Annotated in this window: 26 protein-coding genes; 15 read left to right on the top strand and 11 right to left on the bottom strand. The window is 71.4% G+C overall.

Annotation, left to right across the window (positions count from 1 at the left end; all coding sequences use genetic code 11):
• Positions 1-12: 12 nt before the first annotated feature.
• Together ACH34Q_RS23205 and ACH34Q_RS23200 are read left to right on the top strand one after the other, a co-directional pair.
• A complete protein-coding gene (locus ACH34Q_RS23205; RefSeq protein WP_395985121.1) occupies positions 13-1854 on the top strand; it encodes an ATP-binding cassette domain-containing protein in 1842 nt (613 codons plus the stop codon).
• On the top strand, positions 1851-2582 hold the full coding sequence (locus ACH34Q_RS23200) for an ABC transporter ATP-binding protein (RefSeq protein ID WP_395985120.1): 732 nt from the start codon (positions 1851-1853) through the stop codon (positions 2580-2582). The genes ACH34Q_RS23205 and ACH34Q_RS23200 overlap by 4 nt, the downstream gene beginning before the upstream one ends.
• A gap of 124 nt (positions 2583-2706) precedes the next feature.
• Here ACH34Q_RS23200 and ACH34Q_RS23195 read toward each other — a convergent pair whose 3' ends face one another.
• On the bottom strand, positions 2707-3957 hold the full coding sequence (locus ACH34Q_RS23195; protein WP_395985119.1) for a DUF4437 domain-containing protein: 1251 nt from the start codon (positions 3955-3957) through the stop codon (positions 2707-2709).
• 76 nt (positions 3958-4033) lie between these two features.
• Positions 4034-5527, bottom strand: a complete 1494-nt coding sequence (locus tag ACH34Q_RS23190; RefSeq protein ID WP_395985118.1) for a class I adenylate-forming enzyme family protein — start codon at positions 5525-5527, stop codon at positions 4034-4036.
• A gap of 189 nt (positions 5528-5716) precedes the next feature.
• On the opposite strand from ACH34Q_RS23190, the gene ACH34Q_RS23185 reads away from it, so the two are divergent.
• Positions 5717-6457, top strand: a complete 741-nt coding sequence (locus tag ACH34Q_RS23185) for a FadR/GntR family transcriptional regulator (protein WP_395985117.1) — start codon at positions 5717-5719, stop codon at positions 6455-6457.
• Positions 6458-6519: 62 nt separating this feature from the next.
• Here ACH34Q_RS23185 and ACH34Q_RS23180 read toward each other — a convergent pair whose 3' ends face one another.
• Positions 6520-6972 (bottom strand): DUF3598 family protein, encoded by a 453-nt coding sequence (locus ACH34Q_RS23180; RefSeq protein WP_395985116.1) that lies wholly within the window; start codon positions 6970-6972, stop codon positions 6520-6522.
• A gap of 32 nt (positions 6973-7004) precedes the next feature.
• Positions 7005-8072 carry a nitrilase-related carbon-nitrogen hydrolase gene (locus ACH34Q_RS23175; protein WP_395985115.1) on the bottom strand — a complete coding sequence of 356 codons (1068 nt, stop codon included), beginning with the start codon at positions 8070-8072 and terminating at the stop codon, positions 7005-7007.
• A gap of 148 nt (positions 8073-8220) precedes the next feature.
• Here ACH34Q_RS23175 and ACH34Q_RS23170 point away from each other — a divergent pair, with 148 nt between their 5' ends.
• Genes ACH34Q_RS23170 through ACH34Q_RS23120 form a run of 11 tightly spaced genes read left to right on the top strand, consistent with a single transcriptional unit; the run spans position 8221 to position 17654 of the window.
• On the top strand, positions 8221-8739 hold the full coding sequence (locus ACH34Q_RS23170) for a MaoC family dehydratase (protein ID WP_395985114.1): 519 nt from the start codon (positions 8221-8223) through the stop codon (positions 8737-8739).
• On the top strand, positions 8736-9719 hold the full coding sequence (locus ACH34Q_RS23165) for an LLM class flavin-dependent oxidoreductase (RefSeq protein ID WP_395985113.1): 984 nt from the start codon (positions 8736-8738) through the stop codon (positions 9717-9719). Before ACH34Q_RS23170 ends, ACH34Q_RS23165 begins: the two co-directional genes overlap by 4 nt.
• Positions 9716-10924, top strand: coding sequence for a CaiB/BaiF CoA transferase family protein (locus ACH34Q_RS23160; RefSeq protein WP_395985112.1), 1209 nt, complete (start codon positions 9716-9718; stop codon positions 10922-10924). The genes ACH34Q_RS23165 and ACH34Q_RS23160 overlap by 4 nt, the downstream gene beginning before the upstream one ends.
• Positions 10921-12252 (top strand): MmgE/PrpD family protein, encoded by a 1332-nt coding sequence (locus tag ACH34Q_RS23155; RefSeq protein ID WP_395985111.1) that lies wholly within the window; start codon positions 10921-10923, stop codon positions 12250-12252. The genes ACH34Q_RS23160 and ACH34Q_RS23155 overlap by 4 nt, the downstream gene beginning before the upstream one ends.
• Before the next feature lie 8 nt (positions 12253-12260).
• Positions 12261-13295 carry a RidA family protein gene (locus ACH34Q_RS23150; protein ID WP_395985110.1) on the top strand — a complete coding sequence of 345 codons (1035 nt, stop codon included), beginning with the start codon at positions 12261-12263 and terminating at the stop codon, positions 13293-13295.
• Positions 13292-13783 (top strand): MaoC family dehydratase N-terminal domain-containing protein, encoded by a 492-nt coding sequence (locus ACH34Q_RS23145; protein WP_395985109.1) that lies wholly within the window; start codon positions 13292-13294, stop codon positions 13781-13783. The genes ACH34Q_RS23150 and ACH34Q_RS23145 overlap by 4 nt, the downstream gene beginning before the upstream one ends.
• Positions 13780-14187 carry a MaoC/PaaZ C-terminal domain-containing protein gene (locus ACH34Q_RS23140; RefSeq protein ID WP_395985108.1) on the top strand — a complete coding sequence of 136 codons (408 nt, stop codon included), beginning with the start codon at positions 13780-13782 and terminating at the stop codon, positions 14185-14187. Before ACH34Q_RS23145 ends, ACH34Q_RS23140 begins: the two co-directional genes overlap by 4 nt.
• Positions 14184-15326, top strand: coding sequence for an acetyl-CoA acetyltransferase (locus tag ACH34Q_RS23135; protein ID WP_395985107.1), 1143 nt, complete (start codon positions 14184-14186; stop codon positions 15324-15326). Before ACH34Q_RS23140 ends, ACH34Q_RS23135 begins: the two co-directional genes overlap by 4 nt.
• Positions 15323-15682, top strand: coding sequence for a Zn-ribbon domain-containing OB-fold protein (locus ACH34Q_RS23130; RefSeq protein WP_395985106.1), 360 nt, complete (start codon positions 15323-15325; stop codon positions 15680-15682). The genes ACH34Q_RS23135 and ACH34Q_RS23130 overlap by 4 nt, the downstream gene beginning before the upstream one ends.
• Positions 15682-16836 (top strand): acyl-CoA dehydrogenase family protein, encoded by a 1155-nt coding sequence (locus tag ACH34Q_RS23125; protein WP_395985105.1) that lies wholly within the window; start codon positions 15682-15684, stop codon positions 16834-16836. The genes ACH34Q_RS23130 and ACH34Q_RS23125 overlap by 1 nt, the downstream gene beginning before the upstream one ends.
• Positions 16833-17654 carry an HpcH/HpaI aldolase/citrate lyase family protein gene (locus ACH34Q_RS23120; protein WP_395985104.1) on the top strand — a complete coding sequence of 274 codons (822 nt, stop codon included), beginning with the start codon at positions 16833-16835 and terminating at the stop codon, positions 17652-17654. Before ACH34Q_RS23125 ends, ACH34Q_RS23120 begins: the two co-directional genes overlap by 4 nt.
• Positions 17655-17744: 90 nt before the next feature.
• On the opposite strand, the gene ACH34Q_RS23115 is transcribed toward ACH34Q_RS23120, so the two are convergent.
• From ACH34Q_RS23115 to ACH34Q_RS23085, 7 genes are all read right to left on the bottom strand, one after another.
• Positions 17745-19070, bottom strand: a complete 1326-nt coding sequence (locus tag ACH34Q_RS23115) for a ferritin-like protein (RefSeq protein ID WP_395985103.1) — start codon at positions 19068-19070, stop codon at positions 17745-17747.
• Positions 19067-19936, bottom strand: a complete 870-nt coding sequence (locus ACH34Q_RS23110; protein WP_395985102.1) for a putative DNA-binding domain-containing protein — start codon at positions 19934-19936, stop codon at positions 19067-19069. The genes ACH34Q_RS23115 and ACH34Q_RS23110 overlap by 4 nt, the downstream gene beginning before the upstream one ends.
• Positions 19929-20807, bottom strand: a complete 879-nt coding sequence (locus ACH34Q_RS23105; RefSeq protein ID WP_395985101.1) for a DUF692 domain-containing protein — start codon at positions 20805-20807, stop codon at positions 19929-19931. Before ACH34Q_RS23105 ends, ACH34Q_RS23110 begins: the two co-directional genes overlap by 8 nt.
• The gene (locus tag ACH34Q_RS23100) at positions 20804-21445 is read right to left on the bottom strand and encodes a hypothetical protein (RefSeq protein ID WP_395985100.1); all 642 of its coding nucleotides are present in this window, start codon (positions 21443-21445) and stop codon (positions 20804-20806) included. The genes ACH34Q_RS23105 and ACH34Q_RS23100 overlap by 4 nt, the downstream gene beginning before the upstream one ends.
• A gap of 290 nt (positions 21446-21735) precedes the next feature.
• On the bottom strand, positions 21736-22263 hold the full coding sequence (locus ACH34Q_RS23095; RefSeq protein WP_395985099.1) for a DinB family protein: 528 nt from the start codon (positions 22261-22263) through the stop codon (positions 21736-21738).
• Positions 22264-22386: 123 nt separating this feature from the next.
• Positions 22387-23064 (bottom strand): response regulator, encoded by a 678-nt coding sequence (locus ACH34Q_RS23090; protein ID WP_395985098.1) that lies wholly within the window; start codon positions 23062-23064, stop codon positions 22387-22389.
• Complete coding sequence (locus tag ACH34Q_RS23085) at positions 23061-24281, bottom strand: sensor histidine kinase (RefSeq protein ID WP_395985097.1); 1221 nt, start codon at positions 24279-24281, stop codon at positions 23061-23063. The genes ACH34Q_RS23090 and ACH34Q_RS23085 overlap by 4 nt, the downstream gene beginning before the upstream one ends.
• A 234-nt stretch (positions 24282-24515) precedes the next feature.
• On the opposite strand from ACH34Q_RS23085, the gene ACH34Q_RS23080 reads away from it, so the two are divergent.
• The gene (locus ACH34Q_RS23080) at positions 24516-26036 is read left to right on the top strand and encodes an IS200/IS605 family accessory protein TnpB-related protein (RefSeq protein ID WP_395985096.1); all 1521 of its coding nucleotides are present in this window, start codon (positions 24516-24518) and stop codon (positions 26034-26036) included.
• Positions 26037-26267 lie beyond the last annotated feature (231 nt).

The raw sequence follows: 26267 nt of genomic DNA, 5'->3' as shown, positions 1-26267 counted from the left end.
GGAGGCGCACCGATGAGCGCACCGACCAAAGCGCAGGTGAAGCCGCCGGCCAGGGCGTCCCTGCTGGACATCCTGCTGCGCCGGCTGCCCGCGGCACTGACCGTCGTGGTCGCGGCCGTGCTGCTCGCCTGGCCCGCGATCACCGACTTCTACAGCTACAACTCCGCGTACTACAACGGGCTCGTCGCCTCCGCCGCGATCAGCGCGATCCTGACGATCTCGCTGAACCTGTCGATGGGGTACGGCGGGCTGCTGTCGATGATGCACACCGGCATGCAACTGCTCGGCGGCTACGCCGTCGCCGTCACCACCGTCAAGTCGGGCCTGCCGTGGCTCGTCGGGGTGGCGCTGGCGATGGTGCTCGGCGCCGTCTTCTCCGGGCTGGTGCTGGTGATCAGCCTGCGCGCCACCTACCTGTACTTCGGCATGATCACGCTGGCCGCCAACCTGATCATGGTCGAGGGCGGCAAGGCCTGGCACGCGCTCACCGGCGGCGTCACCGGCATCGTCGGGGTGACCCCCGGCGGCTTCAGCAAGATCCAGTTCTACTACGTCACGCTCGCCGCGCTGGTGCTGGTCTACATCGTCCAGCGCAACCTGGTCCGCAGCGGTGTCGGGCGCGCGGTGATGGCGGTCAAGGAGAGCCCCGACACCGCCGCCGCCATGGGGATCAGGCCGACCCGTACCAAGACCCTCGTCTTCACCCTCTCCGGCGCGATCGCCGGGCTGTCCGGCGGCCTGTACGCGCTGCAGCTCGGCTTCATCAACCCGGACGTGGGGATCCTGGACAACGGACTGGTGTTCTTCGTCGGGCTGTTCCTCGGCGGCATCGGGACCCTCGTCGGCCCGGTGCTCGGCGTCGCGGTCATCGCGACCGTCGTCGAGCTGATCAAGGACCATGCCCGGTACACCACCCTGCTCCTCGGCTGCACCCTGCTGCTCGCGATGATGCTGGTCCCGAAGGGGCTCGTCGGTACGTGGCGGAGCAGCCGGCTCGGCCGTCCCGCCGAGGGCGAGGACCGCGAGCCGTCCGGCGGCCTTCCCGAGTCGGTCCTGCCCGGCGCGGTCGACCCCGACGTCCCCGCCCTGGAGGGGCGCGGGCTGGTCAAGCACTTCGGCGGCGTCAAGGCCGTCGACGGCGTCGACATCTCGGTCGCCCCGGGCAGCGTCCACGGCATCATCGGGCCGAACGGATCCGGCAAGTCGACCACCGTCGCCTGCCTCACCCGGTTCCACAAGGCGGACGCGGGCGAGGTGCTGATCTGCGGCGAGCCGGCACCGGACCGCCCGTTCGCGGTCGCCGAGAGCGGCGTCACCCGCGTCTTCCAGGTCCCGCACCTGTTCGACCAGCAGAGCGTTCTGGACAACGTCCTCGCCGGGATGCGCGGGCGCGAGAAGTACGGCCTGCCGTCGGCGATCCTGCGGCTGCCCGCCTACCGGCGCCGCGAGGCCGCCTCCCGCGCGGAGGCCGCCGAACTGCTGGCGTTCGCGGGCCTGTCGGGACGGTCGGAGCAGCTCGCGGGCTCGCTGTCGCATGGCCAGAAGCGCCTCCTGGAGGTGATCAGGGCCGTCGCGTCCGGGCCGCGCGTGCTGATCCTGGACGAGCCCGCCACCGGCCTCGTCCCGGCCGAGATCGACGCGCTCACCCGGCTGTGCCGCGCGTTCCGCGACCACGGCCTCGCGGTCGTGCTGATCGAGCACAACATGGACTTCGTGATGGACGTCTGCGACCGGCTCACCGTCATCGACAGCGGCAAGGTGATCGCCTGCGGCCCGCCACGGGAGGTCCGTGCCGACCCCGCGGTCCTGGACGCCTACCTGGGCCGCCCCGACCTGGTGGAGGACCTGACGTGAGCGCGTTGCTGGAGATGACCGGGATCAAAGCGGGCTACGGCGGCGTCAAGGTCCTGGACGAGGTGGACGTGACGGTGGGGGAGGGCGAGTTCGTCGTCCTGCTCGGCCCGAACGGTGCCGGCAAGAGCACGACCCTCAAGGTCCTGTCGGGCCTGCTGAAGCCGTCCTCGGGGACGGTGTCGTTCGCCGGCAAGGACATCACCCGCGTCCCCGGGTGGCGCCGTACCGGGCTCGGCATCGGCCACGTCCCCGAGGGGCGCCGGATCTTCCCCGACCACACGGTGCTGGAGAACCTCCAGCTCGGGGGCTTCCCCCTGCGCCGCAGCCGGGCCCGGACCCAGAAGCTGATGGACGAGGTGCTGGAGCTGTTCCCGCGCCTGGCCGAACGGCGTGACCAGGCCGGCGGGACCCTGTCCGGCGGTGAGGCGCAGATGCTCGCCGTGGCGCGGGCGCTGATGAGCGAGCCGAAGCTCCTCGTCCTGGACGAGCCGTCCCTGGGCCTGGCCCCGCTCAAGGCCGCCGAGCTGTTCTCCTACATCAAGCGCCTGCACTCCGAGCGCGGCATCTCGGTGCTGCTGGTGGAACAGCTCGCGCTCATCGCCCTGCGGCTGGCCGACCGCGCCTACGTCCTGGAGCGGGGCCGCGTCGGCCTGTCCGGCACGGCCTCGGACGTGGAGGCCGACCCCATGGTCAAAACCCTCTACCTAGGCGGCGAATCCGCAGCCTGACCACCCGCACACACGAGAGTGCCCCGGACCAATCGGCCGGGGCACTTCGCTTACCACTCAGTTGACTCGTGGCGTGTTCGCCTCTCCAAAGCTGCGAACAGGCGAACACGCCACGAGTCAACGACTACATTCCGTCGCCGTTCCAGCGGCCTGCGGAGCGGCTGCGGACGGGGCGGCTGGACAGGATCGGGGCGGGGATGGGGTCGCCCTTCTCCCAGTTGCGGCCGGCGCCCCAGACGTAGGCGAGGTCGTCGGTGCGCTCGTCGGGGTGTTCCAGGGCGCTCGGCTCGGCGCCCCAGTCCGCGCTCACCGGGGCGTGCTCGTGATCGTCGTCGTGGTCATGGTCGTGGTCATGACCGTGGTCGTCGTCGCCGTGGCCGCCCTGGAGACGGGCGGCGTCGATGGCCTTGGCGATGGCGAGGAGGCTCTTGTCGGTGCCGGTACCGTGCTGGACGTAGTCCTCGTCGATCTGGCCCTGCTCGCGCTGGTACTCGACGGAGGCGCGCAGGTCGGCCAGGTCGCGTTCGCTGCGGCCGGGGGATCCGGCGCCCACGTCGTGGGAGGACATGGACCAGCGCATGCGGCTCTCACCGGGGCCGTAGTTGATGGCGTCGCCGCCCCAGCGGGCCCACTCGCTCTGGGTGTACCAGTTGAACAGCTCGCCGTCGGAGCGCAGCAGCCAGGTCGCGCCGCCCTCCATGCTGGTGAAGTGGCCGTGCTTCACGCGCGCGGGACGGAAGAAATAGGTGCCGAGGTCCAGGGTGCCGAAGTTGTACTCCATGTGCCCCTGGACGGTGTAGGCCTCTTCGTAGCACGGGTGGTGCGCGAGGCGGTGGTCGGTCCAGCCCTCCTGCGCGTGCACGAGCCGGGTGTAGAAGCCGGTCTGCGGATCGACGTGCAGGTACTTGATGAACAGGCCGGGCATCGGGCCGGGGTTGGGAACGGCGTCCCACTTCATCGCCTCGGTGTCGATGACGATGACCTCCTCGCGGGCGTCCTTCCAGCGCGGCGCCTTGGTGCTCTGCACCGCGTCGAAGCCGGCGTCGCCGTACTCGCGGTAGTGCAGCAGGCGGGTGCCCTCGCTGAACGTGATGGCCTCGGTCGGGACGCCCTTGGGCGCGTAGACGTAGCCGCCCTTGCCGATCTCCTTGCCGTTGTAGGTCATCGACCCTTCGAGCACGTGGTACTCGGTGTTGGCATGGTGGATGCCGGGGCCGCGTCCCCAGTCGGTGTGGAAGTCGACGCGGATGGAGCAGGAGCCGTCCTCCTCGTCGACCGACAGCCGGCGCTCGCTGGCCCGGCCCTCGCCGCCGACCAGCTCGGCGCCGTGCCAGACGTAGTCGGCCTCCTGGATGAGTTCGACGTGGGGTCGCAAAGGGCACCTCTTTCGTATCCGGTGAATTTGTATCCGGTGTAGGTGGTTCGTGAATCGGTGGTGACGGGCCGGGAGGTCAGCGGTCGCGGAGCTCGCGCTTGAGGACCTTGCCGGCGGCGTTGCGGGGAAGTGCGGTGATGAACTCGACGCTGCGCGGCACCTTCGGGCCGGACAGCCGCTCGCGGCAGTACGCCTCCAGCGACGCGACGTCGACGGAGGCGCCGGGCAGGGTGACGACGTAGGCGGCGACCCGCTCGCCCCACTGCTCGTCCGGCAGCCCGACGACCGCGCAGTCGGCGACGCCGGGGAAGGTGCCGAGGACGTCCTCGACCTCGCGGGGGGCGATGTTCACCCCACCGGAGATGATCATGTCCTTCTTGCGGTCGACCACGTAGATGAAGCCGTCCTCGTCGCGCGTGACGATGTCGCCGCTGGTGAGGAAGCCGTCGCCGGTGGTGCAGGCGTCGGTGGCGCCGTCGTCGCGCAGGTAGCCGTTCATCAGGAACGGGGAGCGGCTGAACAGCTCGCCTCGCTCGCCCGGCCCGACGGGCTCGCCGGCGGGGTCGACGACCCGGACCTCGGTCATGTACCAGGGCAGGCCGACCGATCCGGTACGGGCGGCGTCGGCCGGGCGGCAGTTGGTGACGATGCCCGCCTCGGTGGAGCCGTACAGCTCATGGACCCCCGCGTGGGGGAAGGCCTCCATGACCCAGTCCTTCAGGACGGCGGGCAGGGCCGCCGCGTTGAAGTAGAGGGTGTCGAGGCTGGACGCGTCGTACCGGCCGAGGGCATCGGAGGCGCGGAGCGTCTGCGCGTGGGTCGGGACGAGGAACGCGGACTGGGCGCGGTGCCGCTGGGCGAGCGCGAGCATGTGCTCGGGGTCCCACTTGGGCAGCATGACCACGGTGCCGCCGGCGACGACGGGCGCGTAGTCGAAGACCATCCCGGCGCCGTGGTACATCGGCGCGACGGCGAGGCTGACGCGGCCGGGGCCGAGGCGCCATTCCATGGCGGACAGGTAGCACATCAGCGTCCGGGCACGGTGGCTGCTGAGGACGCCCTTGGGCTTCCCGGTCGTACCCGAGGTGTAGTAGAGGCAGAAGGGGTCGTTCTCGTCGACGGGGACCATCGGGTCAGTGGGCGACGCCGACTCCAGCGCCTGCTCGTACGAGGCGGCGCCCGTTCCGCCGATCTGCAGGACGACGTCGAGCCGTACCGGCGGTTCGGTGTCGGAGATATGGGCGCGGGCGCCGGAGTGCTCCAGGATGTGGGTCGTCTCGGCGTCGGTGAGCCTGGTCCCGATGGGGACCAGGACCAGCCCCGCCTTGGCCGCCGCGGCGATGACCTCCGGGTACTCCAGCCGGTTGCCGAGCCGGACGGCGACGCGGTCGCCGGGCCGGAGCCCGCCCGCGAGCAGGGCCTGTGCCAGCCGGCTCGACCGCTCGTCCAGGGCCCGGTAGGTGAGGTCGCGGTCGCCGTCGATGACGGCGACGGTGCCCGGCGTCGAGGCGGCGAACTCGCGCACGCCCCCGGCCATCGTGAGCGACGCGCCGCCCGGGAGTAGTGCCACGACACCACCTCCGTGTTCAGTGAGCCCGTGATCCGTGAGCCCGTTTTCGGTGAGCCCGCTCCAGCGAGCCGGTGTTCCGCAATATGGAATCGAGTTCCGTTGCGCGTACTCGAGAGCTTGCCGCGTGCCCGTATCGCTCGTCAATGCCTGGCTTCGAGAAAGTCTGACGTTTAACGTACGATGGCCCGCGTGACCGCCGACAGAGCCTCCGACCGGCCGCCCGCTCCCGTTCCGGCGTACGCCGGAATCGCGGCCAAGCTGCGCGCGCGCATCATCGCCGGGGAGTTCAAGCCCGGCGACCGGCTCCCCATCGAACCCGACCTGTCCGCCGAGCACGGGGTCAGCCGGAGCACCGTCCGGGAGGCGCTGCGGCTGCTGGCCAGCCAGAACCTCGTCACCACGACCCGGGGCGTCGCCGGCGGCAGCTTCGTGGCCTACCCGCAGCCCGACCAGATCACCGAGTACCTCGCGACCAGCCTCAACCTGCTCGCCCTGGACACCAAGGTCACGGTCGACCAGCTGCTGGAGATCAGGGAGATGCTGGAGGTGCCCGCCGCCGGGCTGGCCGCCGCGCGCGGGGACGAGGCGGGCCGGGCCGAGCTGCGCGGCTCGCTGTTCGACCCGAGCGCGCTCGACCCGGCGGAGATCTTCGCCCCCAACCGGCACTTCCACACGGTGCTGCTGAAGATGGCCGGCAACCCGTTCCTGGAGGTCGTCACGCAGCCGGTGTTCCGGGTGCTGAACGAGCGGTTTCTGCGGGAGAACGCGCCGTTCCGGTTCTGGTACGGCGTCGACCACGACCACCGGGAGATCCTGTCCCGGATCGAGGCCGGGGACGAGGCGGGCGCGCGCGAGGCGTGCCACGCGCATCTGGAGAACCTGCGCGAGACCTACACGACCATCGACCGCACCCGCCTGACCGACGGCTGACCGGCCGCTCGCGCCAGTGGGCCGGGTGCGAGCCGCCCGGCGCGCCCGCCCGGCCGCCGGACTCAGCCGACCCTGACCTCGTCGATGAGGGTGCGCTGGTAGCAGGCGCCGTCCCTGATCCACTGCCAGACGCGGCTCCGGACGTCGCCGTCCTCGCTGAGATGGATCAGCTCGAACAGCCGCAGGTCCTCGCCCTCCGCCTTGTAGATCCAGTTCAGGTAGATGACGCGCTCGTCCAGTTCCCGGAACTCGCCGCGCAGCCGCTCGGTGTCGAACGTGCAGAGCCCGTCGCCCTGGTAGACGCCGGGGAAGACGCGCTGCTCGGTGCGGCCGTCGGCCCAGGTGTAGTCGTTGACCTGGTGGTAGTCGTACTCGCCGACCTCCGGAAAGCTGCAGGTCAGCAGCGACTCGTGCCGGTCGGTCACGGTGCCGGCGGCATCGACGTAGGTGTAGGTGCCCTTCCACTTGCCCGCGTGCCGGGCCAGCAGCGGCATGTCCTCACGGATCGTTCCCATGGGTCTTCCCTTTCGTGCGGGTCAGGTGTGTGTCAGGTGGAGGCGGGCCCGTGCGAGGCCGGCAGGCGGGCGGCGCGGAGGCGGTCGATCGACTCCTGCTGCCTGGCGGTGAACCAGGCGCGCTCGGGCGCGCGCCCGTCCAGACCGTTCGGCCGCTCGACGTCGTGGCGGGCGTACTCCTCCGCCCACAGGCCCGGCTTGACCCGGGACGGCAGGTTGCCCATGCCGGGACGGGCGCGGTTGCGGCGCAGCGCGGCCAGGTCGATCTCGGCGTAGGCGACGATGCTCTCGCCGCCGGCGGCCTCGGCCAGCACCCGTCCCTCGAAGTCGACGATCTTGGAGCCGCCGGACGTCGAGTCGCCCGGGATCGGGATGCCGTGCAGGCCCCCGCTGTTGGCGGACACGACGTAGGCCAGGTTCTCCACGGCGCGGGCGCGTCTGCCGATCTCCTTCGGGGTCAGCGCGGGGCTGGTCACCTCGGACGTCGAGTGGCAGAACACCTCGGCGCCGCGCAGCGCCAGGGAACGGGCCAGTTCGGGGTAGAGGATCTCCTCCGAGGCGATGCAGGCGAGGTCGCCGATCGCGGTCCTGGCGACGGGGAGCACCGCGTCCATGCCGTAAAGGTCCAGGTAGCGGTCCCACACGTCGTACGGGGACGGCGAGTACAGCGAGTGCAGGCGCCGGTAGCGCAGCACGACCTCGCCGGCCGGGTCGATCACGAAGGACGTCTGGAAGTACAGCTCGGGGAAGTTCGGGTCGCTCTCGTAGGCGTTCCCGGACAGGAACAGCCCCTCGGCGGCGGCCACACCGCCCAGCGCCTCGTACTCGGGGCCGCCCGGGGCGAGCGCGGCCATGTCGCGCCAGCGCTCGACGGGCTCGCCCATCGGAAAGCCGCTGAGGACGTACTCGGGCAGGACCACCAGCCGCAGGTCCGGGCCGACCCAGCGTTTCGCGGCGGCGACCTCGCCGCCGATCCGGGCGATGGAGCCGGCCATCGTCTCCCGCGCCTCGGCGGGGGAGAGCCCGTTCACGGCGCGGGTCCGGGACTGCAGCGCGAGGGCGCGGTAGGCGGTCTCCGTGGGGGCCGGGGACTGGTCCACGAACGTCCACCTCTCAGAGTTTGTCGGAACGCCGTTACGCTAAGCGGAATCAATGTGGCGCGCAAGAGGTCCAGGGACTTGACGGAGGAAAAGTCTGACCTTTAAGTTCGGGTGGCCCCCCGAGGGGCCTTTCCGGAGGAGGCGCGGGTTGACCGTTCACAAAGCCCAGATCGGCCGTTACTACGAGGACTTCGCCCTCGGTGACGTGTTCCAGCACCCGTTCGGCCGCACGATCGGCGAGAGCGACAACACCTGGTTCACCCTGCTCACGCTGAACACGAACCAGAACCACTTCAACGCCGACTTCGCCGCCCGCTCGCCCACCGGCAAGGTCATCGTGAACTCGGGCCTGACGGTCGCGCTCGTGCTCGGCCTGTCGGTGATCGACATCAGCCAGACCGCGCTGCTGAACCTCGGCTGGACCGACATCAGGCTCACCCACCCGGTGTTCGTCGGCGACACGCTGTACGCCGAGTCGCTGATCACCGAGATGCGCGAGTCGGCGTCCCGGCCGTACGCGGGCATCATCACCGCCCGGACCCGCGGCCTGAACCAGGACGGCGACGAGGTCGTCTCCTGGACGCGGACGGTCATGGTCTACAAGCGCGACGCCCCCAACGACAAGAACTACTTCCCCTCGGCCAAGACGGGGCCGATGACGGCATGAGGATCACCTACGGGCCGTGGGGCGAGACCCTGGCGGAGCTGGTCGCCGCGGCCCGGGCCGCCGAGGAGGCGGGGGCCGCGGCGCTGTGGCTGCCCGAGCTGCACCGCAGCGCCACCGTCTCCGCCGCCGCCGTCATCGCCGGTACCGAGCGGGCCCAGGTCGGCACGGCGATCGCGCTGGCCTTCACCCGCAGCCCGATGACCACCGCGCTGGAGGCCCTGGACCTCGCCGAGCTGTCCGGCGGGCGGTTCGTCCTCGGCCTCGGCACCGGCGTGAAGCGGCTCAACGAGGACTGGCACGGCGTCCGGTGGGAGCGTCCCGCCGCGCGGCTGCGCGAGACCGTGGCGATCATCCGGCACTTCGCCGAGCACGCCGGCTCCGGCGAGCCGATGGTCGTCGAGGGCGAGCTGGAGAGCCTGCGCGTGCGCGGCTACCAGCGCCCGTTCCCCGCCACGCGCTTCCCGGTCTACCTGGCGGGGATGGGCCCGGTGATGACGAAGCTGGCCGGAGAGATCGCCGACGGCTGGATCTCGCACGAGCTGTGCTCGCCCGCATGGCTGCGCGAGCGCGCCCTCCCGCTGCTGCGTCCCGGTGTGGACGCCGTCGTGTCCGCGGCCTGCTCGATCGACGCCGACCCGGCCGAGGCGCGCCGCCGCGCGGCCGGGCTGGCCGGCTTCTACGCCTCGGTCCGCTCGTACGCGGACTTCTTCGCCTTCCACGATCTCGCGGCCGAGCAGGAGGCGGTGATCGAGGCGTTCCGCGGCGGGGCCGGCGCCGACGACCTCGCGGCCGCCGTGCCCGATCGGATGGTCGACGCGCTCACCCTCGCCGGCACCGCCGACCAGGTCGCCGAGCGCGTCGCCGGGTACGCCGGGCACGCCACCACGATCAAGCTGACGCCCCCCACCCACGGGCTCGCGCCCGGGGAGATCCGGATCGCGCAGGCCCGGATCATCGACCTGATCAAGGAGCTGGCATGAGGCCGCTGGAGGACGTGCGGATCGTCTCGCTGGAGCAGTACGGCGCGGGACCGTTCGGCTCGCTGCATCTGGCCGACCTCGGCGCCGAGATCATCAAGATCGAGGACCCCCGGACGGGCGGCGACGTCGGCCGCTACGTCCCCCCGTACGCCGAGGACGAGGACTCGCTGTTCCACGAGGCGTTCAACCGCAACAAGCGCTCGGTGTCGGTCGACCTGACCACCGAGGCCGGGCGGACGGTGTTCGAGGAACTGGTCCGGATCTCCGACGCGGTCTACTCCAACCTGCGCGGCGACGTCCCCGCCAAGCTCCGCATCACCTACGACGACCTCAAGCACATCAACCCGCGGATCGTGTGCTGCTCGCTGACCGGGTTCGGGATGACCGGGCCGCGCGCCAAGGAGCCCGGCTACGACTACATCCTGCAGGGCCTCGCCGGGTGGATGCACCTGACCGGTGAGCCGGACGGGCCGCCCGCCAAGTCCGGGCTGTCCCTCGTGGACTACTCGGGCGGCTACGTGGCGGTGGTGTCGCTGCTCGCCGCCCTGCACGCCGCCCGCCGCGACGGCGTCGGGATGGACTGCGACGTCTCGCTGTACGACACGGCGATCTCGATGCTCACCTATCCGGGCGTGTGGCACCTCAACGCCGGGTTCACGCCGTCCCGTACGCGGCAGTCGGCGCACCCGTCGCTGGTGCCGTTCCAGAACTTCCGCGCCAAGGACGGCTGGCTCGTCGTCGGCTGCGCGAAGGAGAAGTTCTGGCAGCGGCTCACGGTCGTCCTGGACCGCTCGGAACTGGCGGACGATCCGCGCTTCGCGACGTTCGCCGACCGCCAGCGCAACGCCGCCGAACTGCTCGGCCTGCTGGAGCCCCTGTTCCTGGCCCGGACGGTCGCCGAGTGGCTGGAACCGCTGTACGCGGCGTCCATCCCCTGCGGGCCGATCAACGACGTGGCCGCCGCGCTCGCCGAGGAGCACACCGCCGCTCGCGGGCTGGTCGTGGAGACCGACCATCCGCGCTACGGGACGCTACAGAACCTCGCCTCTCCCGTCCGGGTCGGCACGCAACCGCCCGCCTACCGCCGCGCGCCGCAGCGCGGCGAGGACCTCGCGCACGTCACCGCCGAGGTCCTCGGCTTCACCGAGGAGCGCGTCGCCGAACTCGCCGCCGCCGGTGCCTTCGGGCCGGAGCACGCCCCATGACCGTCGCCCGCGAGCTGGCGGGATGGGCGCTCGGGCTCACGCTCGACACCGTTCCCGAGTCCGTGCGCCGGGCCGCTGTCCGGCACATCCTGGACGGGCTCGGCTGCGCCGTGGCGGCCGCCCGCAACGGAGCGGCCGACGCGGCGGTCCTGACCGCGCGCGAACTGGGCGGCGGACGTCCCGAGGCGAGCATCATCGGGCAGCCGCGCGGCGCGGAACGCGTGACACGTGCGGAGGCGGCGTTCGCCAACGGCGTCCTGATGCACGCGCTCGACTTCGACGACACCCACGCGGGCGGGCTCGTGCACGCCTCCGCACCGGTCGTCCCCGTCGCGCTGGCCGAGGCCGAGGCGCTCGGCCTCGGCGGGCCCGACCTGCTGCTCGGGACCATCGCCGGGCTGGAGACCATCTGCCGGCTCGGCGCCGCCGTACCGCACGGCTTCCATGCCCGCGGCCTGCACGCCACCGCCGCCTGCGGTGTCCTCGCCGCCGCGCTCGCCTCGTCCCGGATGCGCGGGCTGAGCGTCGACCAGACCGTTCACGCGCTGGGTATTGCGGGCAGCCAGGCGGGCGGGCTGCTGGAGTTCCTCAACACGGGAGCGTCCACCAAGCAGCTGCACCCCGGCTTCGCCGCCCGCGGCGGAGTGCTCGCGGCGACCCTCGCGTCCCATGGCGCGACCGGACCGGACACCGTGGTCGAGGGCGAGTACGGCCTGTACGGAGCGCTGCTGGGCCGTCGCGTCGAGCCGGCGGCGGTCCTGGACGGGCTCGGCGAACGGTGGGAGCTGGCCCGGATCACGGTCAAGCCGTATCCCGCCTGCCAGCTCATGCACGCCCAGCTCGACGCCGCCCGGAAGCTGCACGGTCTCGAGATCGCGAGCGTGACCGCCGAGGTGCATCCCGACGCCGCGTCCATCGTCTGCGGGGACGGCAAGGAACGGCCGCGCACGCCGTACGACGCCAAGTTCAGCCTGCCCTGGAGCGTCGCCGCCATGATCGTCGACGGCGCGGTGACCGCCGGGACCTACGACGAGGTCGACCGTCCCGAGGTCCTCGACCTGGCCCGCCGGATCCGTACCGAGGTCGTCGACTTCGGCGGCGCCGCCGCCGACCAGCCGGGACGGCTCCGCGCCGTCACGCCCGACGGCCGCGAGATCATCGCCGAGGTACCGCGCAGCGGCGGCGGACCGGACGACCCGGACATCGAGCGCGCCGTCCGCGACAAGGCGCGCGCCAACCTCGGCTCCGCCGCACAGGTGGACCGGATCCTCGGCCTGCCCGGCTTCGCGTCGGTCGGGCCGCTGCTCATGGCTTTGGAGGAAGAGTGAGGGGAAGAGTGACCGTTCGCCTGTCCGCTTACGCGGGGACGATCGCAAGCGCGTACGAGAGGGCCTTCGCGGAACTGGCGGCGGCCGGCGCGGTGCCGGGCGACGTCGTCCACGTCATCGAGTACGCCACCGCAACCGCGCTCGGCTCGTACGCCGACGTCGAGGCCGCGCGGGGGGCGGCGCTCGGCGGCCACCGGGTGCCCGTCGCCACCGTGGCGGTGGAGGCACTGCCCGGTGGGGAGGACCTGGCCGTCGAGCTGACCGCGTACCCCGGTGGCGGTGAGCTGATCGAGGCCGCTCCGGACGACGGCATGCACCGAGGCAGCCTCCGGATCGCCGGCGGCATCGTCTACCTGCCGAGCATCCACCCGCGCGGCGGCGACTTCCGCTCCCAGTACCGGCAGTGCCTGGAGCAGGCCGCCGACCTGCTGAAGGCCGCCGGGCTCGGCCTCGGCTCCCTCGTCCAGACCATCGACTACACCGCGAGCGCGACCCGCGCGGAGTACCCGCGCTGCGGCCGTCCCCGCAAGGAGCTGCTCGGCACCGAGAACGGCGTGTTCCCCGGCGCGGCGGGCATCATCGTGGACCGGCCGGTGATGCCGGGCGCGATGGTGTCGCTGGACGCGATCGCCTCCACCGCGACGCTCCGTACCGTGAACCCCGGCTGGAAGCGGTACGACACGCTCACCTACAAGCCCGGTGTGGCGGCGGACGACACGCTGTTCCTGTCGGGCTTCGGCGCGCTCGAACCGGCCACGCAGAAGGGCATCTTCGACGGCGACCTGCTCGCTCAGGCCGAGTACACGTACGCGTCCATCGCCGCGACGCTGCGGGAGGCGGGCCTGGGAGACCGGCCGCCCTACGGGAGCGTGGTCCGGCTCGTCGAGTACATCACCCCCGACGCGGTCGAAGGCTACGACCAGGTCGCCGAGATCCGGCGCAAGTACTTCGGTGACACGCCCGCGCTCTCGTCGGTCGTGTGCTCGGCGCTGCTGCGTCCCGACTTCCTGATCGAGGTCGTCCCCACGGCGGTGCTCGCGTGAGCCTGCTGACCGAGGAGATGCGCGCGCTCATCGGGCGCGAGGTCGCCTACACGGCGCCGGAGGAGCTCGGCCGCGCCTCGATGCGCTACTTCGCCGAGGCCGTCGGCGACGGCAACCCGCTCTACACCGACGACGCGTACGCGCGCGAGAACGGGTACGCGGGCGTGATCGCCCCGCCGACCCTGATCTTCGAGACGAACCAGTACACCGGCCTGCGCCGCGACGACGACGGCTTCGCCGGGCACAGCTGGCATCTGGACGTCCCGGGGACCCGGCTGGTGCGCGGCGGCAACGCCTACGAGTTCCACCGGCCCGTCCGCCCGCACGACGTGATCACCGCGACGTGGCGGATCAGCGACATCACCGAACGGGTCAACGGCCGGGGGCAGGCGATGCTCGTCGTGACGTCCAGGGCCGACTACACCGACCAGTACGGCGAGTCGCTCGCCGGCAACGAGGAGACCCTGATCTACGTGGAGATCGCATGACCGCCGTGGGGGACATGGTCGCCGTGGGGGACGCGGTCCCCGAGCTGGTCCGCCGGATCGAGCTCGCCGACATGGTCGCCTACGCCGGCGCGACCTGGGACTGGCACCGCATGCACTACGACCCGGCGTTCCTGGAGCCGCGCAAGCTGCCCGCCCCCGTCGTGGACGGCCAGGTGTTCGGGGCGCTGCTCGCCGAGCAGGTCCAGGACTGGCTCGGGCCGTCCGCGCGGCTGACCAAGCTCAGCTTCCGGTTCAAGAACCTGGTGTTCGCGGGGGAGACCGTCCGCTGCACCGGAACGGTCACCGCGGTCGGCGACGGCCTGCTGACCATCGAGCAGAAGGTCGAGGTGGTGGAGGACGGGCGCGTCGCCGTCGCGCCCGCCGGCTGCGAGGTCCGGACGTGACCGTCGCCATCGCGGGCGTCGCCGAATCCGACCTCGGCGTGACCGGGACGTCCATCCTCGGGCTCCAGGCACAGGCGATCACCCGGGCGCTGGACGACGCCGGGCTCGCGCTCGCCGACGTCGACGGCATCGCCACCACCGGCGTCTCCCGGTTCTCGGCCACCCAGATGGCCGACTACCTCGGGATCCAGCCGTCCTGGACGGACTCGACGTTCGCCGGCGGGTCCGCGTTCGAGATGTTCGTGGCGCGGGCCGCGCAGGCGATCGAGGCGGGGCAGTGCCACACCGTCCTCATCACGTTCGCGTCCGACCAGCGGTCCGCGCGGTCGCGCTCGCTCGGTGGTGCCGTCGAAGCGCACACCCCCGAGGCGATCTTCGAGTCGCCGTACGCGCCGCTGTACCCGATCTCGTACTACGCGATGGCCGCCCAGCGGTACCTGCACCGCTACGGCGCCTCCCGCGAGCAAATAGCCGAGGTCGCCGTCGCCGCCCGCGAATGGGCGCTGCTCAACCCCAAGGCGTTCCGGTACGGCAAGGGACCGATCAGCGCGGCGGACGTCCTGGCCGCGCCGATGATCTCCACACCGCTGACCACCGCCGACTGCTGCCTGGTCACCGACGGCGGTGGCGCGATCGTGCTCACCTCGCTGGAACGGGCACTCGACCTGCGGAAACGACCGGCGCTCGTGCTCGGCTACGGCGAGTCCACGACCAACAGCAGCATGACCACGGCGGACGACCTGCTGCGGCCCGGCTCGTTCGACTCGGGGCGCCGGGCGTTCGAGATGGCCGGGCTGGAGCCGTCCGACGTGGACGTGGTCGAGGTGTACGACTCGTTCACGATCACCGTCCTGCTGACGCTGGAGGGCCTCGGCTTCTGCGCGCCCGGTGAGGCCGCCGGGTTCATCGCCGGCGGGAGGATCCGTCCCGGCGGCGACTTCCCGCTCAACACCAACGGCGGCGGCCTGTCGTACTGCCATCCGGGCCAGTACGGGCTGCTGCTGCTCGTCGAGGCCGTCCGGCAACTGCGCGGGGAGTCCGGCGACCGGCAGGTCCCCGGCGCCGAGATCGCGCTCGCGCACGGTACCGGCGGCATCCTGTCCAGCCACGCCACCGTCCTGCTGGGAGCGGACCGATGATCGAAGACGAGTGGTGGGACGCCACCCGGGAGCGCCGCCTGGTCGTCCAGCGATGCCCGTGCGGGCACGTGCAGCACTACCCGCGCGAGCTCTGCACCGGCTGCGGCGGTACGTCCCTCACGTTCGCCGACACCTCGGGGCACGGCACCGTCGACTCCTTCACCGCCGTGCACCGCGCGCCCTCGCCCGACCTGGAGGTGCCGTACACGGTGGCGCGGGTCCGGCTCGCCGAGGGCCCGATCATCCTCACCCATCTGGACGGCCCCGGGCCGTGGGCCTGCGACGAGCCCGTCCGGCTCGGCTGGCGGCCGCTCCCGGACGGCCGCAACCTCCCCGTCTTCACTAAGGAAGCCTGATGGACTTCGAACTGACCGAGGAGCAGCGGCTCTTCCGCGACACCCTCCGCGACTTCGTGAACCGCGAGATCCGCCCGGTGGTCCAGGAATGGGAGGCCGCGGACCGGTACCCCGCCGAGATCGTCGAGACGATGAAGGACCTCGGGCTGTTCGGGCTCACCGTTCCCGAGGAGTACGGCGGCCTCGGCGCCGACATGGTCTCCTTCGCCCTGGTCTTCGAGGAGATCTCCAAGGGCTGGATGGGCATCGCGGGGATCCTCGGCAGCCACTCGCTGTCCTGCTGGATGATCGCCAAGCACGGCACCGCCGAGCAGAAGGACCGCTTCCTGCCCGACCTGGCCGCCGGCCGCCGCCGCAGCGGCATCGGCCTCACCGAGCCGGGCGCGGGCACCGACCTGCAGGGCATCACCACCACCGCCCGGCTCGACGGCGACCACTACGTGATCGACGGCCGCAAGACGTGGATCACCAACGCGCGGCACGCCAGCCCGCTGCCCGTCCTGGTCAAGACGGACCCGGCGACCTCCCCGGCGCACCGGGGGATGTCCGTGCTGCTGGTCGAGGACGGCTTCGAGGTGCTGCGCGACCTGCCCAAGCTGGGCTACAAGGGCACCGAGTCCTGCGAGATCGTGTTCGACGGCGTCCGCGTCCCCGCGGCGAACCTGCTCGGCGGGGTCGAAGGGCGCGGCATGCAGCAGGTGCTGTCCGGCCTGGAGACCGGCCGCATCAACGTCGCCGCCCGGTCCCTCGGCATCGCGCAGGCGGCCTACGACGAGGCCCTGCGGTACGCGGCGCAGCGGGAGGCGTTCGGCCGGCCGATCCAGGACTTCCAGGCGATCCAGCTCAAGATCGCCGAAATGGCGATCAAGGTGCAGGCCGCCCGCCTGCTGGTCTACTGGGCCGCGTCCCGGGCCGACGCCGGCGACCGCGTCGACATGCAGGCCGGAATGGCCAAGACGTTCGCCAGCGAGGCCGCGATCGAGTGCGCCCTGACCTCGATGCAGGTCCACGGCGGCTACGGGTACTCCAAGGAGTTCGCCGTCGAGCGCCTCTACCGCGACGCGCCGCTGATGAGCATCGGCGAAGGCACCAACGACATCATGCGCACCGTGATCGCCAAGGCGCTGACGTCGGGCAAGGAGACGGTCGGATGAGGACGACCGCGCTGTACGTACCGGGCGACCGCCCCGACCGGCTCGCCAAGGCCCTGCGCACCGGTGCCGACGAGCTGATCGTCGACCTGGAGGACGCCGTACCCGTCACCGCGAAGGAGCGCACCCGCGAGTCGGTCGCCGCCTGGCTCCGCTCGCTGCCCGCCGACCGCCCGGCCGTCACCGTCCGCGTCAACCCCGGCGAACTCGGCCACGCCGACGTCCGGGCGATCGCCGGTCCCGGCCTGGACGGATTGTGCGTCGCCAAGACCGAGAGCGCCGCCGAGCTGCGTGCCCTGGACGCCGTCCTGACCGGCGCGGGCATGCCCGATCTCCCGGTCGTCCCGCTGCTGGAATCGGCGGCGGCCGTCCTGGCGGCATCGGAGATCGCGGCCGCGCCACGGGTCGACCGGCTCCAGCTCGGCGAGGCCGACCTCGCCGCCGACCTCGGCGTCACGCTCGGACCGGACGAGTCCGAGCTGCTCTGGGCCCGGTCCCAGGTGGTCGCGGCGTCCGCCGCGGCCCGCCTGCACCCGCCGATCGCCCCGGTCTCCACCGAGTTCCGTGATCTGGAGGCGTTCCGTACGACCACGCTGCGCCTCAAGCGGCTCGGATTCCGCGGCCGTGCCTGCATCCACCCCGCCCAGCTCCCGGTCGTCGCGGAGGTCTTCACCCCCACGCCCGCCGAGCTGGACAGGGCCCGCTCCCTGCTGGCCGGTTACGAGGCCTCGCTCGCCGCAGGCTCCGCCGTCTTCGTCGGCGACGACGGCCGCCTCGTCGACGAGGCCGTCATCCGCGCCGCACGGTCGCTACTGGCCTGACGGCCGGTCGCCCTCGGACGAGGATGCGCGCCGGATCCGACGACCAGGGCGCCTGGTGCGCCGTGCGCCGCCAGACCTCCGCGAGCGCTGTCAGACCTCCGCGAGCAGGGAGATTTGGCGCCGCACCCCGTCCGGGCCGCCCAGCTCGGGGAAGTACTGGATCGCCTTGTCGCAGAGGTCGACGAGTTGCTTCTTCTTGGAGCCGCGGCCCTTGGCGAAGTCGTAGTACTCGAAGGACGGCCCGGCATGCCGCCCCTTGTAGGTGCCCGTCGTGATCGGTGTACTGACCAGGGCATGGGCGATGGGGTAGAGGATTCCCTGCATGGCCGCGATGCCGTTGCGCTCGAGCCCGTACCGGCGGCTGTGCCTCTCCTTGCGGCCGCCCGGCAGGGTCGTCGTCTTCACGTCGTGGGTCGAGTGCTGGTAGATCTCGTCGAGCAGGCACAGCGTGTAGCAGTAGGCGGCGTTGAACAGCTCCATCAGGCTGTGGATCGCGGGCTGCTCCCGCTCCGTGAAATCGTCGATCGACGGAGAGGACACGACCGGCCAGGTGACCCTCGGGTCGTCGATGCTCACCTCCATATTGGGGGTTCCGTTGCCGGCCCCGATGCCCTCCTCTCCCCGTTCGATCCGCAGGAACTTCTCGTAGTGCGTGTAGTCGTCGACCCCCGGGCTGATCTGGATGCGCTTGTGATCTCTGACGGTGCCCTCGCCCTGGTCGATGATGATGTTCAGGGCTTCCTTGGCCGTCGCGAGATCGTAGACGCGGATCGGCTTCCCGTTGCCGAACTCGTTCCAGAAGCCGCGCTTGTACTGCTTGCGCACGTCCGAGAGCGCCCACTTGATGTCCCTGTCGAGCTTCTCGAAGCCCAGCTCGATCTCCCGGTAGAACGCCCCCAGGCTGGTGTACTGGCCGGGGGCGTCGGGGTGCTCCTCGGGCTTCTGGCCCGACGGGTCGACGTGGTCCGGCATCTCCACCCGGCGGAACGTGCTCACCTGGCTCGTGGACAGGGGCTCCAGACTGAGCATCAGATCATGCCCGTCCGTGTCCTTGGGGTTGTGGCGGAACATCATGAGGCTCGGGTAGAACGGCAGGAAGTCGGGGTTGTAGAACGTGATGTAGTCCCCGTATCCGATCGCCACCATGAGGTTGCGCACCAGCGCGAGGTGCAGCATCTCCTCGATCGCGATTCCGGTGATCGTGCGCAGGACCCCGCGCGGCGCCGACCACTGGGAATGGCCGCCGACCCGCATGGAGTAGACCGAGTACAGGTACAGCGGAATCGTGGACAGCTCCACCTGCGCGGCCACGTAGAGATGGTCGGCCAGGTCCTGGACGTTCCGAATGCCGACGGCCGCGTTGACGTCCTTGCCCGGCTCCATCCGCGGGGCCTGCTTCGTCTCTGAGGTGGTCATCCTGTCGTCGTCCTTTCCACGGGGGCCGGGATCGTCCCGGCCGTCCAGGAGATGCGCGTCGCGCCGAACCGTTCGACGCGGGTGAAGAAGCCCAGCGCGGCCCAGTGCCGCAGCCACTCCAGGGCCCGTTCCTCGGGTACGCCTCGCAGGGCGATCCCGACCGTGGCGCCGTGAGTGAGCGCCTCCAGTGCCCCGTGGGCCACCGCTCCGAGTTCGCGCACCACGAGGGCGTCGTCACGGCGGCAGACGGCCAGGTGAACGGGGCGAGGGGCGGCCGGCGCCGGATCGTCGCCGCGTCGCATGGCCGCCAGGTACTCGTTCGCAGGGAAGGACAGCCGCGGCAGGCGCAGGCAGGGAGCGGTCACCAGGCACGCACCGGGCAGGGCCTGTACGGAGGGCAGGCCGTCCGGCGCCAGTACGCCGCTCTGCTCCGTTCCAGGCCCGTCCATGACCTCGGTGACGGCGCGCTCCAGGTACGCCAGGTCGGTGATCATGTCCGGCCAGGGCTGCCGCCGGTCCGGCGGTTCCGACGCGTCGGGCCGCGTCCGGCGGAGGTGGTCGACGAACCCCTCGTCCAGCCTGAACAGCGAGTACGCCCGGGGTGGCCGCGCGTCCAGGAAGTCCAGGGCGAACTGATCGAACAGCTGCTCCCCGAGCAGGTGCACCAGGCCCGGGTGCAGGCCGCGCATGCTCTCCAGGAGCCGCAGCCGGTAGCCGCGCCAGTAGATCGCGAGACGGTCCCTCGCGGTCAGCCGGGACGACGCGGAGATGACGCCGGCCGCGTCGCCGGCGATCCCGTCCGGATCCAGGATCGCCGCGTGCATCCAGCGCTGGAGCCCGGCCAGGCCGGACGGCGGCTCATCCATCGCGGGAGCCTCCCGCCCGCGCCGTCACTGCCCGCGCCGTCACCGTCCGCGCCGCGATCCGCCGCGCCTTGTCCAGTTCCGCCGCGAGGGCGGGGAAGGCGGGAAGCTTGTCGTCCCACTCCAGCAGCGTCGGGACGTGCCCCGCCGACTCGATCGCGAGCCGGTACAGGTCCCACACCGGATCGGCGACCGGAGCGTCATGGCTGTCGATGATGTGGGTGCCGTGATCGGTGTGCCCGGCCAGGTGGATCTGCGCCACCCGGTCGAACGGCAGCGCGCGCAGGTACTCCACCGGGTCGACGTCGTGGTTCACCGCCGAGACGTACACGTTGTTGACGTCCAGCAGCAGCCCGCAGTCGGCCTTGTCGGCCATCCGGGACAGGAACTCCTGCTCGGTCATCGTGGAAGCGGTGAACCCCGCGTACGTGCTCGGGTTCTCCAGCACCAGCCTGCGGCCCAGGAAATCCTGGACGACGCGGATCCGTTCCACCACGTGCGCCAGCGCTTCCTCGGTGAACGGCAGGGGCAGCAGATCGTGCGTGTTGCGGCCGAGCACTCCCGTCCAGCACACGTGGTCGGACACCAGCGGCGCCCGCACCGCGTCCGCGAGGTCGCGCAGGCGCGCGAGATAGTCGAAGTCGAGCGGATCGGTGCCACCGATCGAGAGCGAGATCCCGTGCAGGACGACCGGATACCGTTCGGCGATCTCGGCCAGGGCCCGGCGGCGCCGGCCCGCGGAGTCCATGAAGTTCTCCGAGATCACCTCGAAGAACCCCATGGGCGGCGAGTGCCGCAGCACATGGTCCATGTGCTGCGAGCGAAGCCCCACACCGAAGCCGAGCGACCGGCCGTCCGCGTGCGCGCCCGTCACCCGCTCTTCTTGCCTTGTGCCTTGCCGCCGGGCTCGGCCTTCGACGGCGGGATCTCCTCCTTGTCGATGTCGTAGTGCGGCAGCAGGTCGTCCGGAATGCCCTGGCTCGGCGCCGGCCCGAACGCCAGGCCGGCCCGGTACATCCGGTCCTCCATCAGCCGCCGCGCCTGCAGCCAGACGCTCTTGCCCTTCATCGGCCCGCCACTGAACACCCGGCTGATGTTGATCGGGCTCGCGCAGCTGCCGTTGTACCGGCACGCCTGGTCACCGGGCCGCCACTGCTGCTCGTCACTGCCGGCGTAGCCGCAGCCGCCCTGCCCGCGGCACATCCCCTCGCCGTGGCAGACGTGATGCACCGTCGCGCAGTTCCCGGCCCCGGCCATGAACGCCTTCCGGTCCACATCGAACCCGTTGCAGGCGTTCAGCCCCATGCAGACATGCTCTTCAAGGCCTTTGACCGGTGAGGCGCACTCGGCCTCCACAGGGCTCGCGCCGCCCGGTTCGGTGCCGGCGCCGCCCTCCCCGAAGCTTCTGCCGTTCGAGTCGTATCGCAGCTGTACCGCGTAATCCGCGGCGGACAGGATCTCCGGTCCGGAGGTCCTGCCCTGCCCATCGTGACGGCCGTCGCCATCGCTCATGTCGTTCGCCCCCGCGTGTGACACTTTCCGCCCCGGCCGCCATCGACGATGAATGTCGGTGTCGCCGGCCCGTCCTCCACCCTTTCCGGGGCCCGTGACGGGCAATCGGCGCCGGGGCGTTATTGACGAGATCATGGACTGATCACGGGGCGGGCCGGGTCTTTCGCGTGCCGTGCCGTGGGTGGCGAAACCGGCACCGGTCTCGTGGAATCGTCATCTGGCGGAAACAGGTGTTCTCGCCGATGGCCGCACCGCCACCACGCTGGTGGCCGGTGCGGCCCGCCTCGGTGTCAGCCCATGGACTTCGCGCCGTCCAGCGCCTCGCGGATGATGTCTGCGTGGCCGGCGTGCTGGGCGGTCTCGGCGACGACGTGGAGGAACACCCGGCGGGCCGACCAGCGCTCGCCGGGCGGGTTCCAGGGCGCCTTCGGCAGCTCGTGCGAGGCGTCGAGGCCGGGCAGGGACACGACGAGTTCGTCCGTCACGCGCGCCGTCTCCTCGTAGTCCTTCAGTACGCCGGCCAGCGTCTCGCCCGGCAGCATCCGGAACTCATCGGTCCGCTCGGCGAAGTCCTCCTCGGTCATGTCGGCGAAATCGCCGGTCGCGGACGGACCCTCCTGGATGAAGGCGATCCAGTTCCGCTCGACGGACGCGACGTGCTTGACCAGGCCGCCCAGGCACAGCTCGCTCGCGGTCGTACGCAGCCCGGCCTGCTCGTCGGTCAGCTCCCGGGTCGTCAGGCGCAGGAAGTGCCGCTGCTTGGCCAGGGCCGCCAGGAGGTCGGCCCGCTCTCCGGTGACGCTCGGGGTGCTGCTCATGGTTGTCCGCCTTCCACGATCGGATGTCGCTCACCCGTTCGGAGACCACGTTAGAGACCATGGCGGTCACCTTCTGGCCGCTACTGCGACGGCAGGGATCCCGCCGGTACGGGACGCCTCGCGTCAGTGACCGATGTCGTGCTCGCCGGCCTCGATCAGCCCGCTCTCGTACGCGAAGATCACGATCTGGGTCCGGTCGCGCAGGCCGAGCTTGCCGAGGACGCCCGACACGTGCGACTTGACGGTCGCGGGACCGATGAAGAGCTGCCGGGCGATCTCCGAGTTGCTGGCTCCCTGCGCGATGGCCGTCATCACCTCCCGCTCCCGGTCGGTGAGGCGTTCCAGGCGGCCGGCGACGGCGGCGTTGACCGTCAGGCGCCGCGCGAACCTGCCGATGAGGCGCCGGGTGATCGACGGGGCCAGCAGCGCCCCGCCGTCGGCCACGGTACGGACGGCGGTGGCGAGCTGGTCGGGAGGGATGTCCTTGAGCACGAAGCCGCTGGCACCGGCGCGCATCGCCTTGTAGATGTACTCGTCCGGGTCGAAGGTCGTCAGCATCAGCACCCGGACGTTCCAGTCGGACTCGGCCAGGATCCGCGCGGTGGCCTCCAGGCCGTCCATGCCGGGCATCCGGATGTCCATCAGGATCACGTCGGGACGGTGCAGGCGTGTCACCTCGATCGCCTCGAGCCCGGTCCCGGCCTCGGCGACGACCTCGATGTCGTCGTGGATCCGCAGGATCATGCTGAAGCCCCCGCGGACCAGCGCCTGGTCGTCGACCACGGCGACACGGATGCTCACGCCGGCTCACCTCCGGTGGGCAGATGGGCGACGACCGCGAACCCGCCGCCCGGACGCGGCCCGGCGTCGAGGCCGCCGCCTAAGAGTAGAGCCCGCTCCCGCATCCCGACGATGCCATGACCTCGCGTACCGCCTTGGGCGACATCGGGTCCGGGCGTGGCGGTGCCGCCGTGACCGTCGTCGGTCACCTCGATGACGAGCCCGTTCCTGTCGCCGCCGATCCGTACCTCCGCCCGGGCGCCGGGACCGGCGTGCTTGAGCACATTGGTGAGCGCCTCCTGGATGATGCGGTACGCGAACAGGTCCACCCGGGCCGGAGGATCGGCCGCCGCCCCGTTCATCGACAGTGAAACCTCCACCCCCGCCGTGCCGATCTGCTCGACGAGCCGGGGCAGGTCGGCGAGGCCGGGCTGGGGTCCCAGCCCGTCGAGGCCGGCCTCGGGACGCAGGACACCGAGCAGGTGGCGCAGCTCGTCCAGCGCCTGGCGTCCCGCCTCCTCCACCGCACCCATCGCGCGCAGGGCGCTGTCGAGGTCCTGTGCGGCCACGGCCTTGGCCGCGCCCGCCTGCACCGTCATGAGACTCACCCGGTGAGCGACCACATCGTGCAGTTCGCGCGCGATGCGCGTACGTTCCTCGGCCACGATCCTGCGAGCTTCGGTGGCCTGCTCCCGCAGCAGCTCGGCGGCGCGCTCACTACGCAACCTGAGGCGGCGCCCGATGTACCACATTCCGAACATGACGGCGGTCGCGTAGATGACGGCGTCCTGCCACGGGGCCGGATCGACGAGGCCCTCGATGTTGGCCACCAGGACGGCCGCGGCGACGCCCGCCTTGGCCCATCGGTCGTTGGCGGAGTACCGGCCCGCGCTGTACAGCGCGAAGAGCGTCGCCAGCCCGGTCATGTCCTTGTCGACGACGCCGATGAGCGTCGCGGCCCAGGCGGCCACCGTCACGCCCACCACGACCAGCGGCGCGCGCCGGCGCCAGTGCAACGCCCCGGCGGCCGCGCCGAACACCGGTACGGCGGCGAGCGGGACCTCGTCGATGGAACGGAGGGACAGCGTGTCGCGGGGGCCCTCCATCACGAACACCGCCGCGAGGAAGACCGCAAGCGCGAGCACGGCGTCGGCGGCGCGCGGCCAGCGGTCGAAGGGGCCCCGGAACAGCCTGGGGGGTAGTGAACTGTCGTTGATTGTGCGTGTACGAGTGTGCATAGTGTGACTCTGAGTTTCGCTACGATTGCCGTGTGAAGCCGACTGGGTGGGTGCGGGGTGCCTGCCTGTACGGGCGCGGGTCGGCCAAGGGCCGTGCCAGCAGGGTGTTGGAGGCTGCTGAGCGTGGCTGAGATCGGTCGGAGGCCTTTGCGGGAGATTGCTCGGCCTTTTGTTGTCGGTGGGTCGCCTGGTGTCAGTGTCCGGGATCGTCTCAAGGGCCTGACGGCCTGGGACGTGGAGGTGCTGCGGCTGGTCGGCGTTCATATGGGTTCGCTGGCTTCGGGTGATCTGGCCCGGCGCTGCCGGGACGGTCTGGAGCACTCCGCCGACACATGGGCGGCGCGCAAGCGGGACCTGACGGCCGAGTCGTCGTCGCGGTGGGCCGGGTCGGTCACCTCCACCACCCACGATCAATGGGGCCTGTCGCGCCGCGCCCAGTGGCAGCACCTTCAATCGCTGGCCGCCGGTATCCGCACCGTCCGGTACCGCCTGTCCCTGCCGGTCGGAGAGAAGGGTGCCAAGGGGCGGCCCGGTGGTTACCGCAGCAAGCACGAGTGGTTCTGCAAGTCCCGCCGACTGGCGATCTTGGAAACCGAGTATGAACGCGTCAGTGCCGAGCGTGCGGCGGGGCGCGTGTCGGTTGTGCGGGGTGGCGGGCGGCTGCTCAAGCAGCGGCACAATCTGGATGCCGCGGGCAAGACCGAGGCCGGGTGGCGGGCCGAGTGGGAGGCGGCGCGCTGGTTCCTGACCGCCGACGGCGAGTCCGGCAAACGCTTTGGGAACGAGACGATCCGCGTCAGCACCGACGGTCAGATCAGCATCAAGCTGCCCGCCCCGCTCGCCCACCTGGCCAACGCCCCCCATGGCCGCTACGTCCTGGCCCCGCGGGTGTCGTTCCCGCACCGAGGCGAGGAGTGGTGCGACCGCATAGAGGCCAATCGGGCCGTCGCCTACCGCATCCATCTGGACGCGGCCAGAGGCCGCTGGTACCTGGACGCCTCCTGGACCCGCAAAGACCTGCCCATCGTCCCTCTTGATTCGCTGCGGGCCGATGGCGTGGTCGGGGTGGACACCAACGCCGACCACCTGGCCGCCTGGCGCCTGGACCAGCACGGCAACCCGATCGGCACGCCGCGCCGCTTCGGCTACGACCTGACCGGCACCGCCACCCACCGCGACGCCCAACTCCGGCACGCCATCACCCGCCTGCTGCACTGGGCCAAGCGCACCAGCGTGCAGGCCATCGCGATCGAGGACCTGGACTTCACCGACTCCACAACCCGCGAAAAGCACGGCCGCAACAAACGGTTCCGGCAGCTGATCTCCGGCATCCCGACCGGGCGGCTCCGCGCACGGCTGGTGTCGATGTGCGCCGAGGCCGGTCTCGGCGTGATCGCCGTCGACCCTGCCTACACCTCCCGCTGGGGCGCACAGCACTGGCACAGGCCCTCCACCGGCACGAAACGGGCCACTACGCGGCATGAGGCCGCGTCGGTGGCGATCGGACGACGCGCCCTGGGGCACCGTATCCGGCGACGGACGGCACCGCCCCCGCACGACCAGAGCGATCATGCGGGGCATCGGACCGCCCAGGCCCGACACGGCGACCCAGGACGTGAGGGACCCCGCCCCCGCAGTCCCGGACCACCGACACGATCGGTCGGCGCCGAACGCGGCGCGAACGCGGAAGACCAGGACGCCCAACACCGCTCGGAGCGTCCGGCTGAGCATGCGCAACTCATGCTCAGTCCCTAGGAACGGTGCCGTGCGATTCACCATCGCTCCACGGTGAGACGGGCGCCCGACGCTACTCGCCGGCGCACCGGCCCACCGTAAGCCAGGCCATCCGCGCGGTCATCCGCCTGCAGACGGAGGAGGGCTCCGCCGTACGGGGGGAACGGCCCGCGCCGATGCCCTCGTACGACCCGCCTCGCGGCGGAGGGCCGGCCCGTCCACGGGCGGGCGACCGCGCCGGTCCCGGAGCGC

It is taken from the genome of Actinomadura sp. 9N407 (genome assembly GCF_044326315.1).
Lineage (GTDB): Bacteria > Actinomycetota > Actinomycetes > Streptosporangiales > Streptosporangiaceae > Spirillospora.
This window is presented reverse-complemented; position numbering and strand designations above follow the sequence as displayed.